The sequence below is a fragment of the Ancylobacter koreensis genome (assembly GCF_023016525.1).
In the GTDB taxonomy this organism is placed as follows: Bacteria; Pseudomonadota; Alphaproteobacteria; order Rhizobiales; family Xanthobacteraceae; genus Ancylobacter; species Ancylobacter koreensis.
Window position 1 is genome coordinate 198597 of record NZ_JALKCG010000004.1, and the last position, 12741, is coordinate 211337.

Genomic DNA, 12741 nt, shown 5'->3' on the forward strand with positions numbered 1-12741 from the left:
GCAACGCCCGAGAAGTCAACGTGTTTTGCCGCTGTCAAGAGCCTTCCGGTGCGTTTGCGGCCCGGCGCGGGCGGCGGGGGAAGGCAGGTAGCGCGATGAGCCGCGCATTCGTGAAGGAAGACAGCGGCGCCGATTCGCTTCCCGAACGTCCGGTGAGCACCAATCGCAACCTCGTCACGCGGCGCGGTCTCGCTCTGATCGACGCCGAAGTGGCGCGCCATCGCGAGGCGCTGGCCGCCGCCGGCGCGCGCGGGGAGCGCGATGCCGTCTCGGCCGCCTCGCGCGAACTGCGCTACTGGAGCGCGCGCCGCGCCAATGCCGAGCCGGTCGACCCGCCGCAGGAGGGCGAAGCCATCACCTTCGGCATGCGGGTGACGCTGGAGGATGCGAAGGGCGGCCAGCGGGCCTTCCGCGTCGTCGGCGAGGACGAGGCCGATCCGCGCGAGGGCCGCATCGCCTGGGTCTCGCCGGTGGCGCGCGCGCTTACCGGCAAATGGATCGGCGACGAGGTGAGCCTGCCGGGCGGCACGATGGAGATCGTCGCCGTCGATCCCCGGCCGGAGGCGGAGTGAAGCCATGCTCGTACCCGCCGAGACCCTGCTCGTCTTCGTGCCCGCCGCCCTCGCGCTGAACCTGACGCCGGGCAACGACATGTTGTTCTGCCTCGGGCAGGGCATGCGCGCGGGGCCGCGCGCCGGCATCGCGGCGAGCCTCGGCATCGCCGTGGGCGGCTTCATCCATGTCTTCGCCGCCGCGCTCGGGCTGGCGGCGCTGCTCGCCGCCCATCCCGGCGCCTTCGAGGCCATACGCTGGGCAGGCGTCGCCTATCTCGTCTGGCTCGCCGTGCAGGCGCTGCGCGCGCCCGGGCTGGCGCTGGCGCCGGCCGGCGGACGTGGCCACACGCCGCTGCGCGCCTTCCGCGAGGCGGTGCTGGTGAACGTGCTGAACCCCAAGGTGGCGGTCTTCATCCTCGCCTTCCTGCCGCAATTCGTCGATCCCGCGCGCGGCTCCGGCTTCCTGCAGTTCCTGCTGCTCGGTACGGTATTCAACGTCGGCGGCACGCTGGTGAACGCGGCAGTCGGCGGCTTCGCCGGGCGCATCGGCGGCTGGCTGACGGGCCGCGCGCATCTTGCCCGCGCCTTCCAGCGCCTCACCGGGGTGATCTTCCTCGGCCTCGCCGCCCGCCTCGCCTTTGAGCGGCGGTAGCTGCGCAGGGGCGTTGCCGCTACGATAGCGGCATGGGGTAAAGCGCAGCGGGGGCGCGCGGGCGGGTGAACAGGGACGAGGTGGCGCGCATCGAGGCCTCGGGCCTGTTCGACCCGCTCTGGTATGTCGGCCAGCGCGACGGTCTCGCCCGCGAGGCCGGCCGCCGCCCGCTCAAGCACTATCTGCGCACGGGCTGGCGCGAGGGGCTGAGCCCGTCGCCCTTTTTCGATGGCGTGCATTATCTCGCCGCCCATCCCGATGTCGCCGCTTCCAGTCTCAACCCGCTGCGCCACTACATCCACTGGGGGCGCGACGAGCGGCGCAGCATCCGCCCGCCGGGCGAGGGCGAGGGCACCGGCGCCATCGCCTTCTCGGTGATCATGCCGACCTATAACCGGCGTGCGGTGATCGACGAGAGCATACGCTCCGTGCTGGTGCAGACGCATCGCGCCTTCGAGCTGATCGTCGTTGACGACGGCTCAACCGACGGCACCGGCGACTGGCTGCGCGCGGCCTACGCGCCGGAGCTTGCGAGCGGGCGTATCGTCTATCTGCCGCTGCCGGCCAATGGCGGCGTGGCAGTGGCCCGCAACGCGGCGCTGGCGGCGGCGCGCCATCCATGGATCGCCTATGCCGATTCCGACAACATCCTGGCGCCGGGCCTGCTCGACGCCTTCGCCCGCCGCATCACTTTCTATCCGCATGCGCGAGCGGTCTATGGCTGCTTCGCCCGCGAGAGCTGGCCCGACGTGGTGGGCCGGCCCTTCGACCTCGCCGAGCTGGCGCGCGCCAATTTCATCGACCTTGGCGTCTACGCCCATCACATCGATCTCTTCCATGAACTGGGCGGCTTCGACGTCACGCTGCGCCGGCTGAGCGACTGGGACCTCATCCTCAAATTCGCCCACCGCTTTCCTCCGGTCTTCGTCGACGAGGTGCTGCTGACCTATCGCGACGATCCGCCGGGCGGTCATGTTCGCATCACCGCCTCGGAGCCGCTGCCCCCGCCGCTGACGCGCATCCTGCGCCGCTATGGCGGGCGCCGGACCATCACCAGTGTGATCGTCTGCTACAACCAGGCCGGCTTCATCACCGGCGCGCTCGACAGCGTGCTGGCCCAGCAGGGCGACTTCCACCACGAGGTGATCGTCGCCGACGACGGCTCGACCGACGGCACCGCCGAGATCGCCCGCGCCTATGCCGCGAAATACCCCTGGCTGGTGCACATGATCGGCGACGGCACCAATCGCGGCATCGCGGAGAATTACCGGCGCGCCTTCGCCGCCGCCGACGGCACCTATTGTGCGGTGCTGGAGGGCGACGATTTCTGGCACGACCGTGAGAAGCTGGCGCGGCAATCGGCCTTTCTCGACGCCAACCCGGACTGCTCCATGGTGTTCTCGCGCATCGAGGTCGAGGCGGCCGGGCAGGGCGGGCGCCACACGCTGGAGCGGCAGGACAGGCTGCGCCGCGAGCGGCTGACCGGCGCCGATTTCCTCGCCGAGCCGACGCTCAACCTGATCGCCAATTTTTCGTGCTGCATGTTCCGCACCGACCTCGTGCAGGCGCTGCCGCCGGTGCTGTACGACCACCGGCTGAGCGAGTTCGGCCTCGCCTTCCATCTCGAACGCATCGGCCCGCTCGGCTACATGCGCCGGCCGATGAGCGTCTACCGTCAGCATGCCGACGGCGTGTGGAGCGGGGCAAGCGCCGAGGCGCGGCGCGCCAGCGGGCGCCGGGTGCGCGAGGCGGCATGGGAGGTGGCGGACGAGCGCTACCGCCCGGCGCTGAGGGCGATCATCGACCGCGACTTCGCCCCGCCGCCCCCCGGCTGACGACCCGCCCGCCGGGCGTCAAATATCCAGCAGTTCCTCGCTGGCGAAGGCACGGGGCTTGCCTGCGCCGCGGGAGTGGACAGTCTTCAGGAGACCGCATTATTTGGCGGCTTCTGGTCCGGACGCAGCGGATTACCGGGCGCTCCGCTATTTAAGCCTCGGCTCGATCCTCAAAAGGCACATTGCATGGCAGATTGGCGTGTTTTTCAGCCGTTCAGGCTGCCTCGTTTTTGGCTTTCGGGCCTGCAGCTAGACGCGCTGCCGCTTGGCTATATTCCGGCGATCGACGGGCTACGCGCCGTCGCGGTTCTCTCCGTCATTATCTTTCATCTCGGTGTAGGATGGCTTCCCGGCGGCTTCGTTGGTGTCGATGTCTTTTTCATCATTTCTGGATTTGTCGTTGCCGCCTCCGTCAAGGCAGTGCGGTTCGATGGCATTGGCCAGTTCTTCTCTTTTTTCTACGCCCGACGGATCCGGAGGATCGTGCCGGCGCTCGTCTGTTGTGTGCTTGTAACCGCTTTATTTTCAGCGTTATTGATTCCTGTTGTTTTTCTTAGTCAGACTAACGAGAGGACGGGTATTGCGGCGCTCGTCGGTTTAAGTAATTTATATCTTATATTCATAGGTAATGATTATTTTTCCCCATCTGTCGAATTGAATCCGTTCACTCACACGTGGTCTCTCGCTGTAGAAGAGCAATTTTATATTTTATTTCCATTGTTATGGTTTGCGTGTGTGTCCCGAAAAAATACTGATGGGAGAGGGCGCGTTTTTTCATACTTTTGTGTATTATCATTATTATCTATAATTTTATGTATAATTCTAACGTATTGGTACAGAGTCGCTGCATTCTATTTAATATTCTCGCGATTTTGGGAGCTGGGCGCGGGGGTTCTCCTCGCCGTCACCGTTGTGGCCTGGTCAGGCGTGATTCGCCGACTGCCGACATGGGGCTCAGATGCGGGGGCCATGGTGGCATTCCTGGCTCTCGCTGCGGCTTTCCTGTTCGCCGACGAGGCCCGTTTTCCGTTTCCCTGGGCGTTGCTGCCGGTGACCGCGACTGCGGCACTCATCTGCTTTGTCACCGCGCGGCCCGACTGTGGCGTGGCGCGTGCCCTCTCGTGGCGGCCCGTCGTGTATGTCGGGCGGACGTCTTACTCACTCTACCTCTGGCATTGGCCGGTATTTGTGCTTCTGAAATGGACCGTCGGATTGGACACCGCCGCCTCACAGCTGTCCGGCCTCGCCATGACCGTTCTTTTCGCGCTTACGACCTATCATCTTGTGGAGCAGCCGTTCCGACGGTCGGTCCGGCTATCGGGCCGGAGCGGCATGGTCGTGGCTGGCGGCGCGCTTGGTCTGATCGCGGCCATCGCTGTGACGTTCGGCATCAACCAGTCAAAGTCCTGGCTGTCTCTTAGCGAAACGCGACGTGCGGATATCTGGCTCCCGATCAAGGCGCTCGATACGGCGAACGGATGTGGCGTGCAGTCCGAGCAGGAGGCATTTGCCCGCGGCGAACGGCTGCTAATGACAGCGGATTGTGCGAAAGGCGTCTCTCGCCGGGTCATTTACGTATTGGGTGACTCCCACGCCATCGCGTATCGGCCGCTCCTTGCCGCTGTCGTCGCGAATTCCGGCGACGAAGTCGCCATCTACAGAAAGTCCGGGTGTCCGTTCTTCCGGATGACCATTGCGAACGCGGATGCCTCGGTCGCGTGCGCGCGCTTCGCGGCTGCCGCGGTCGAAGATGTGACGAGCCGGGCGAAATCCGGAGATGTCGTCTTCCTGCCTTCGTTACGTGTCCCACGGTTTGCCGAGGAATGGCGAGGATCTGCAAATGCCTCGTCGAAAAGCGAACCACGTGAGCCATTGAGCTCGCGAGCGGTTGCCGAGGCCGAAAAGACTTTCGCACCGCTCGTCGCCCGGGGCGTGAGGATCGTCGTCGAGGCGCCGAAGCCGCTTTTCAAGGCGGCCCCGTTCCGTTGCTCCGACTGGTTCAACGCATCGAATCCGGCCTGCCGGCCCGGCTTCGATCTGGGCCGCGCCGAGTTCGAGCAGCGGGCGTTGCCCGCGCGCGAGGCAATCGACAAACTCGTCGAAGCGGTTCCAGCCATCGTCGTGTGGAATCCGTCTGCCGTTCTATGTCCGCGGGACGTGTGCAGTGCCTTCTCCGATGGCAGGCCACTCTTCTTCGACGGCGATCATCTGAGCCGCTATGGGAACGCCGTGCTGCTGCCGAGCTTCGAAGCGATGCTGGCGACACTGTGAAGCCGCCGGCCAAACCCCGCCCGCCGGGCGTCAGATGTCCAGCAACTGCTCGCTGGCGAAGGCGGCGCGTTCGGAGATGAAGGCGAAGCGGCTTTCCGGCTTGTTGCCCATCAGCCGCTCCACGATGTCGGCGGTGGTGGCGCGCTCGGCTTCCGCCACGGTGACGCGCAGCAGGGTGCGCGTCTTCCGGCTCATCGTGGTTTCCTTCAGCTGCGCGGGCATCATCTCGCCGAGGCCCTTGAATCGGCCGATCTCCACCTTGCCGCGGCCGGAAAACTCCTTCTTGAGAAGCTCGTCGCGATGCGCCTCGTCGCGCGCATAGAGCGTCTTGGCGCCCTGGCTGATGCGATAGAGCGGCGGCACGGCGAGGAAGAGATGGCCGTTCTCGATCAGCTTCGGCATCTGCCGGTAGAAGAAGGTGACGAGCAGCGAGGCGATGTGCGCGCCGTCGACATCGGCGTCGGTCATGATGATCACGCGCTCGTAGCGCAGGTCTTCCTCGCGGTACTGAGCGCCGGTGCCGGCGCCGAGCGCCTGCACGAGATCGCCGAGCTGCTGGTTCTGCGCGAGCTTGTCGCGTCCGGCGCTGGCGACGTTGAGGATTTTCCCGCGCAGGGGGAGAACCGCCTGGCTCTGGCGTTCGCGTGCCTGCTTGGCCGAGCCGCCGGCCGAATCGCCCTCGACGATGAAGAGTTCGGACCCCGCCGCCGAATTGTTCGAGCAGTCCGCCAGCTTGCCGGGCAGGCGCAGCTTGCGCACGGCGGTCTTGCGGGAGATTTCCTTCTCCTGCCGGCGGCGCAGCCTCTCCTCGGCGCGCTCCACCACCCAGTCAAGCAGGCGGCTGGCCTGCGCCGGGTTGCCGGCGAGCCAATGGTCGAACGGGTCGCGCAGCGCGCCCTCCACGATGCGCGCAGCCTCCACCGTCGCCAGCTTCTCCTTGGTCTGGCCCTGGAATTCCGGCTCGCGCACGAAGACCGAGAGCATGGCCGCGCAGCCGGCCATCACGTCGTCCGCCGTGACGATGGCGGCGCGCTTGGCGCCGCCGGTGCGCTCGGCATGGTCGCGCAGACCCTTGAGCAGAACGGCGCGCAGGCCGTTCTCATGGGTGCCGCCCTCCGCGGTCGGAATGGTGTTGCAGTAGGAGGAGACCGAGCCGTCGGCATCGCCCAGCCAAGCCACCGCCCATTCCGCCGAGCCGTGCCCGCCGGGGCGCTGGGTCTTGCCGGAGAAGATGTCGGGATGGACCAGCGTGTGGCCTTCCAGGTCGGCGGCCAGATAGTCCTTCAGGCCGCCGGGGAAGCGGAACACCGCCTTGGGCGGCACGTCGCTGCCCTCGACCAGCGCCGGGTCGCAACTCCAGCGTATCTCGACGCCGCCGAACAGATAGGCCTTGGAGCGGGCCATCTTGAAGATCCGCGCCGGCTTGAACCGGGCGCCCTCGCCGAAGATCTGCGCGTCGGGATGGAAGCGCACCCGAGTGCCCCGCCGGTTCAGCACCCGGCCGACCTCCTGGATCGGCCCTTGCGGCGCTCCGCGCGAATAGGTCTGGCGGTACAGCATCTGCCCGCGCGCCACCTCGACCTCCAGCACGTCGGAGAGCGCGTTGACGACCGAAACGCCGACGCCGTGCAGGCCGCCCGAAGTCTCGTAGACCTTGCTGTCGAACTTGCCGCCGGCGTGCAGCGTGGTGAGGATGACCTCCAGCGCCGACTTGCCGGGATATTTCGGGTGCTGCTCGATGGGGATGCCGCGCCCGTTGTCGGTCACGGTGAGGAAGCCGTCGGCCGTCAGCTCCACCTCGATGAAGCTGGCATGGCCGGCCACCGCCTCGTCCATGCAGTTGTCGATCACCTCGGCGAAGAGATGGTGCAGCGCCTTCTCGTCGGTGCCGCCAATATACATGCCCGGCCGCCGGCGCACCGGCTCCAGTCCTTCCAGCACCTCGATGTCGGCGGCGGTGTAGCCGGCCTCGCCGGGCGTGCCTTCGCCGGGGATGCTGCCGCGCGAGGCAGGCGACCGCGCCGGTGTGCGGATCGGGCGGGGCGAAGTGGGGGCGGCGAAAAGGTCGTCGGAATTCGACATGAGCGCGGGCGGTCTCGTCTCGTTCGGAAGGGGCGATTCGGCGTTCCATAGCACTATGGCAGGCATGGCGCGAAACCGGAACGCTCCGTGAACATGGAGGCCCGCAGCGAGGCGATGTCAAGCGCCACGCTAGCGCTGCAGGCGCCGCCGGTTCGCCCGCACCTTGCGCCCGTAGAGCCCGACGATTTCGGGGCCGACCTTCTCCAGCCGCCCCGAAGCGGCGGCAGCCATGAGGCGGGCATTGACCTCGCCGAGCGCCAGCGCCTTCTCGCTCACCATGCGCATCGCCTCCATGCCGGCGGCGGTGTCGCCGCGCGCCATGCGGCTCATGCGCTCGGCCATCACCACCTGCATGTCGGCGCCGAGCCGCGCCATCTGCATGCCCATCGAGAACCATGTCAGCGGATGCATCATTTCTCGCTCCTGTCTTCCCCTCTGCCGGGGAACCGGACGGGAAGCTTTGGAAGCGGCCGGCGGTTCCCTCGCGCGGGGCGGGGCGGCCATGCGTGCGGGGAAGCCCTGCCGTCTTCCACCGGACATGTGGAAGGTGTAATGCCGCACGTCCACGCGCGCGGACCCCATCCGGGCCGCCGGCGCGTCAGCAGGAAGGGTCGCCACCATGACGGACAGCAATGCGCGGATCGCGATACTCGGGGCCTCGGGCTATACGGGCTCGGAACTCGTGCGCCTGCTGCTGCGCCATCCGCGCGTGGAGATCGTCGCGCTGACCGCCGACCGCAAGGCCGGCCAGTCCATGGCCGAGGTGTTCCCGCAATTCGCGCCCTTCGCGCTGCCGCGGCTCACCACCATCGACGAGGTGCAGTGGAACGGGGTCGACCTCGTCTTCTGCGCGCTGCCGCACGGCACCACGCAGCTCGTGATCAAGAAGGTGTTCGAGACGGCGCCGCATGTGAAGGTGGTCGATCTCTCCGCCGACTTCCGGTTGCGCGACGCCGGCGCCTATGAGAGCTGGTACGGCCACCCGCACCAGGCTCTGGAACTGCAGCAGGAGGCCGTCTACGGCCTCGTCGAACTGTACCGGGACGACATCCGCAAGGCGCGGCTCGTCGCCAATCCCGGCTGCTACACCACCACCGCCATCCTGCCCGTGGTGCCGCTGATCGAGGCCGGCGCCATCGAGCCGGACAGCATCGTGGTCGACGCCAAGAGCGGCGTCACCGGCGCCGGCCGAGCGGCCAAGGAGAACCTGCTCTACACCGAGGTGACGGACGGCATGCACGCCTATGGCGTCGGCAGCCACCGGCACATGGCCGAGCTCGACCAGGAATTCTCCAAGGCGGCCGGGCGCAGCCTCACACCGAGCTTCACGCCGCATCTGGTGCCGATGAGCCGGGGCATCTACGCCACCATCTACCTGAAGACCGGCGCCGGCGTCGGCGCCGAGGGGGTGCACCGCGTGCTGGCCGATTTCTATCGTGGCGAGGCCTTCGTGCATGTGCTGCCGCTCGGCCAGGTGCCGCAGTCGCGCTTCGTGAAGGGCTCCAACATGACCTTCATCGGTGTGGTGCAGGACCGCGCGCCCGACCGGGTGATCGTCGTCTCGACGACCGACAACCTCGTCAAGGGTGCCTCCGGCCAGGCGGTGCAGAACATGAACCTCGTGCTCGGCTATCCCGAGACGACGGGGCTGGAGCAGATCGCGCTGTTCCCGTGAGACAGAAGCGCTAAAGCGGCGGCAGCGCGGCGATGGCGGCCGTGATCTGCTGCTTCAGCGCGGCGATGCGGGCGCGATAGAGCGCCCCGAGGCACGCCTTGTCCGCGCCGCAGGCCGTCCGCGCGGCGAGGAAGTCCTGCGCCTCGTCATGGCGCACGCCATTCGCGCCCATCAGCATCGGCAGGCGGGAATAGGCGAACCACAGCCCGCCCATCTCGCTGTCGAGCGCCGAGAGCGCGGGATCGGCGCAAACGGCGCGCTCGTCCGGCGTGCCGGCCTTGCCGCAGTCAAAGCTCGCGGCATGGGCCGGGGCTGCGGCCAGCGCCAGGCCGAGCGCGGCGGCGGCGAGCGCACGGGCGACGCGGCGGCTCATGCCTTCACCTTCACATAGCTGCCGGGCGCGTCCTCGATGACGGGGTAGGGACCCTCGCCGGGGATGCGCGCGGGCACGCGGCGCCCGTCCTGCTGCTCGATCCAGTCGAGCCAGTCCGGCCACCACGAGCCCGGATGCATCTGCGCCCCGGCGATCCAGTCCTCCAGCTTCCCCTCCGCCGGGCCGCCGGTCCAGTACTGGTACTTGCCGCGCGCCGGCGGGTTGATGACGCCGGCGATATGGCCCGAGCCGGCCAGCACGAAGCGGCCGGGATTGCCGAGAAGCTGCACGCCGAGGAACACCGAGGCCGCCGGCGCGATATGGTCCTCGCGCGTCGCCACGGAGTAGATCGGCATGTCGATCCGCTTGAGGTCCAGCAGCTTGCCGGCGAGCATCAGGCTGCCCTGTGCCAGCCGGTTATCGAGGTAGCAGTTGCGCAGATAGAAGGAATGGTTGGCCGCCGGCAGCCGGGTCGAATCCGCGTTCCAGTAGAGGATGTCGAACGGAAACGGCGCCTGCCCCTTGAGATAGTTGTTCACCACATAGGGCCAGATCAGGTCGTTGGCGCGCAGCATGTTGAAGGCGTTCGCCATCTGGCGGCCTTCCATGACGCCCGATTCCAGCATCTTGCGTTCGAGATGGGCGACCTGTTCCTCATCGATGAACACCTTCAGGTCGCCGGCATATGTGAAGTCGACCTGCGTGGTGAGGAAGGTGGTGCTGGCCACCCCGGCATCCTTGCCCGCCGCCGCCAGCCAGGCCAGCGTCATCGCCAGCATGGTACCGCCGACGCAATAGCCGACCGCGTGCAGATGCCGGGTGCCGGCCGCCTTGCGGGCGACGTCGAAGGCGGTCAGCACGCCGTCCTTCATGTAGTCCTCGAAGCCCTTGCGGGCGAGCTCGGGTCCCGGATTGACCCAGGACACCACGAACACCGTCAGCCCGTTCGCCACCGCCCAGCGGATGAAGGACTTCTCGGCGGTGAGGTCGAGCACATAGAACTTGTTGATCCAGGGTGGGATGATCACCACAGGAGTCGCCAGCACGCTCTCGGTCTGCGGCGCGTACTGGATGAGCTGCATCAGCTCGTTCTGGAAGATCACCTTGCCCGGCGTGACCGCGAGGTTCTCGCCGACGCGGAACTTCGAGCTGTCGGTCTGGCGGATCTTCAGGTCGCCGCCGCCGGCCTCGATGTCCTCGGCCAGCATCTTCATGCCGCGCACGAGATTGTCGCCATTGGTGGCGAGCGTGGTGCGCAGCAGCTCGGGATTGGTCAGCACGAAGTTGGAGGGCGAGACCGCGCCGGCGATCTGGCGCACATAGAACTCCGCCTTGTGCTTGGTGTGCGGCTCTATCTCGGCCTTCTCCACCATTTCCTCCGCCCAGTTGGCGGTGAGCAGATAGGCCTGCTTGATGGCGTCGAAGAACGGGTTGCTGCTCCATTCCGGATCGGCGAAGCGGCTGTCGCGGGTGGCCGGCTCGACCACCGGGCGGGTCTTCTTGCCGCTCGCCTTCTTGAGCGCAGAGGACCACAGTTCGAGATAGCCGCCGATGAGGCGCGACTGCGCCTCCAGCGTGCGCTGGGGGTCGGCGAGCCAGTATTCGGCGACGCTGCCGACGGTCTTGGCGACGTCGGCGAGGTCTTCCGCCACGTCGTCCTTGATGCGGCCGTCCTCGCGCGGGCGCAGATAGGCGGCCATGGCGCGGCCGCCTTCCTCCATCATCCGCGCCAGATTGGCGGCGAAGGCCTCCAGGTCGATGGGCGAGGGGCGGGGCGCAGCGGCGTCGGCCGTCGGAGCCGCCGCCTTGGCAGGCTGCGGGGCCGGAGCGGGGGCAGGCTCCGCGCGTTCGGGCCGGGCGATCTCGGGCTGTGCGATCTCGGGCTGTGCGATCTCTGGGCGTGCGATCTCGGGCCGTGAAGGCGCCGGCTCGGCGATGGCGGCGGCTTTGGCGGCGGACGCGGGGGCCGGCTTTGCGGCTTTGGCGACCGGTTCGGCGGCACGCGCCGGAGCCACGGCAGCCGGGGCGGGTGCCGGCGTGGCGACGCCGAGGCGGGCGCGGATGGCGGCCCGCCGGGCGCTGGAAATGCCGGGCTTGCCGCTGCGGGTCTTCGTCGCGGCAGGTAGCGCGGCAGGCGGCGCGGCCGTCGTCGGCGGCGAATCGGCGGTAGCCGCTTTCTTTGCGGCGGATTTCACCGGGGCCGGCTTCACAGGGGGCGGCTTCACGGGTGCCGATTCCATGGGTGCCGATGTCACGGGTGCTTTGCCGCTCCGCTTGGCGTCCGCGCGGGAGAGGGGGGCGGGCTTGGCCGTCAATGGCATCTTGGCAGCCGGCTTTGCCGCTGCGGGCTTGGCCGCTGCGGATTTGGTTGCGGCGGGCTTTGCCGCCACGGGCTTCGGTGCTGCGGGTTTGCCCGTGTCCGTTTTCGCCGGGGAAGCGTTCCTGCGCGTGCTTTTTGACGCGGCCTTCGGTGCAGGTGGCGTCTCTTGTGCGGTGGGCGCGACGGAAGCCTTGGCGCGATGGGCGGGCGCGGCCTTTCCAGCGGCACGCTTGGGCGCGGCGGGCGCAGGCGTGGTGGCCTGCGCGACGGGCTCCGGCGTCGCGGGCGTGGTCGTCTTCCGGCTGATCCGTCGATTGCTCAACGCTTGTCCCCGCGGGTAGGTACGTTCATAGGTGGCCATAATAGACGCGCCATCCGGTGCTAGCGAGTGCGTAACAGGCCGGAGGGAGTGCGTTGCCGGGAGGTCGGGTGAAAGCAGGGTCGCGGACGAAGAACGGCAGCGTGGGAGCCGGGGTCGGAGTGCTGATGCTGGCGCTTCTGCTGGCCGGCTGCGCGGCGTCCGGCGGCCCCTCGGGCATCGTGACCGGCGAGGCGCTCGACGCCGCCGTCGCGGAGGGCGAGAGCCCGGCCGCGCCCGCCACTTCCTCCGTGGAGACCGCGCCGCTCGCGTCGCAGCCCGTGTCTCACACGGCGCAGACCGCCAACGTGGCGAGTCCCACACCGCCCACCGATTCCGCTCCGGCGACGGCCTCCTCTACCGGCCGGCGCAGCGACGCGACGTCGCGTGCGGCACCCGCGCCCAAGGGCCGCCAGAAGGAGGCGGAAAAGACCTATCCGTCCTTCGGCGCGCCCGCCACGGTCGGCGACCGTCCGACACTGACCACCGACGAAGCGGCCAAGCTGCAGCAGAATCTGGAGACGCTCGCCCGCGAGCGCGAGGCGAAGACGGTCCGCGAACTGGAGCAGGACCAGTAGCCTTCGTCGCGCCCGCGCAGGCACCATTCTTCTGCCCCTTTAG

The 12741-nt window shown here is 67.9% G+C and carries 11 protein-coding genes; 7 read left to right on the forward strand and 4 right to left on the reverse strand.

Translation table 11 applies throughout. The annotated features are described in order from the left end of the window. Positions 1–95: 95 nt before the first annotated feature. The 4 genes from MWN33_RS12395 (at position 96) to MWN33_RS12410 (ending at position 5312) form a co-directional block, all read left to right on the forward strand. Complete coding sequence (locus MWN33_RS12395; RefSeq protein WP_247201108.1) at positions 96–572, forward strand: GreA/GreB family elongation factor; 477 nt, start codon at positions 96–98, stop codon at positions 570–572. Positions 573–576: 4 nt separating this feature from the next. Next, positions 577–1206 (forward strand): LysE family translocator, encoded by a 630-nt coding sequence (locus MWN33_RS12400; protein WP_247201109.1) that lies wholly within the window; start codon positions 577–579, stop codon positions 1204–1206. 65 nt (positions 1207–1271) lie between these two features. Further along, positions 1272–3041 (forward strand): glycosyltransferase family 2 protein, encoded by a 1770-nt coding sequence (locus tag MWN33_RS12405; protein WP_247201110.1) that lies wholly within the window; start codon positions 1272–1274, stop codon positions 3039–3041. 186 nt (positions 3042–3227) lie between these two features. Next, positions 3228–5312 (forward strand): acyltransferase family protein, encoded by a 2085-nt coding sequence (locus MWN33_RS12410; RefSeq protein ID WP_247201111.1) that lies wholly within the window; start codon positions 3228–3230, stop codon positions 5310–5312. Between the two features lie 30 nt (positions 5313–5342). Here MWN33_RS12410 and parE read toward each other — a convergent pair whose 3' ends face one another. After that, complete coding sequence (parE, locus tag MWN33_RS12415) at positions 5343–7394, reverse strand: DNA topoisomerase IV subunit B (protein ID WP_247201112.1); 2052 nt, start codon at positions 7392–7394, stop codon at positions 5343–5345. Between the two features lie 129 nt (positions 7395–7523). After that, on the reverse strand, positions 7524–7808 hold the full coding sequence (locus MWN33_RS12420) for a hypothetical protein (protein WP_247201113.1): 285 nt from the start codon (positions 7806–7808) through the stop codon (positions 7524–7526). A 205-nt stretch (positions 7809–8013) separates the two neighbouring features. On the opposite strand from MWN33_RS12420, the gene argC reads away from it, so the two are divergent. Continuing rightward, complete coding sequence (gene argC, locus MWN33_RS12425; protein ID WP_247201114.1) at positions 8014–9069, forward strand: N-acetyl-gamma-glutamyl-phosphate reductase; 1056 nt, start codon at positions 8014–8016, stop codon at positions 9067–9069. Between the two features lie 10 nt (positions 9070–9079). Here the strand turns inward: argC and MWN33_RS12430 are convergent, their stop codons facing one another. Together MWN33_RS12430 and phaC are read right to left on the reverse strand one after the other, a co-directional pair. Further along, complete coding sequence (locus tag MWN33_RS12430) at positions 9080–9442, reverse strand: lysozyme inhibitor LprI family protein (RefSeq protein ID WP_247201118.1); 363 nt, start codon at positions 9440–9442, stop codon at positions 9080–9082. Continuing rightward, positions 9439–11166 (reverse strand): class I poly(R)-hydroxyalkanoic acid synthase, encoded by a 1728-nt coding sequence (phaC, locus tag MWN33_RS12435; RefSeq protein WP_425532003.1) that lies wholly within the window; start codon positions 11164–11166, stop codon positions 9439–9441. Before phaC ends, MWN33_RS12430 begins: the two co-directional genes overlap by 4 nt. A gap of 337 nt (positions 11167–11503) precedes the next feature. Between phaC and MWN33_RS12440 the strand changes: the two genes are divergently transcribed. Then, complete coding sequence (locus tag MWN33_RS12440; RefSeq protein ID WP_247201121.1) at positions 11504–12103, forward strand: hypothetical protein; 600 nt, start codon at positions 11504–11506, stop codon at positions 12101–12103. 145 nt (positions 12104–12248) lie between these two features. Further along, positions 12249–12698 carry a hypothetical protein gene (locus tag MWN33_RS12445; protein WP_247201123.1) on the forward strand — a complete coding sequence of 150 codons (450 nt, stop codon included), beginning with the start codon at positions 12249–12251 and terminating at the stop codon, positions 12696–12698. Positions 12699–12741 lie beyond the last annotated feature (43 nt).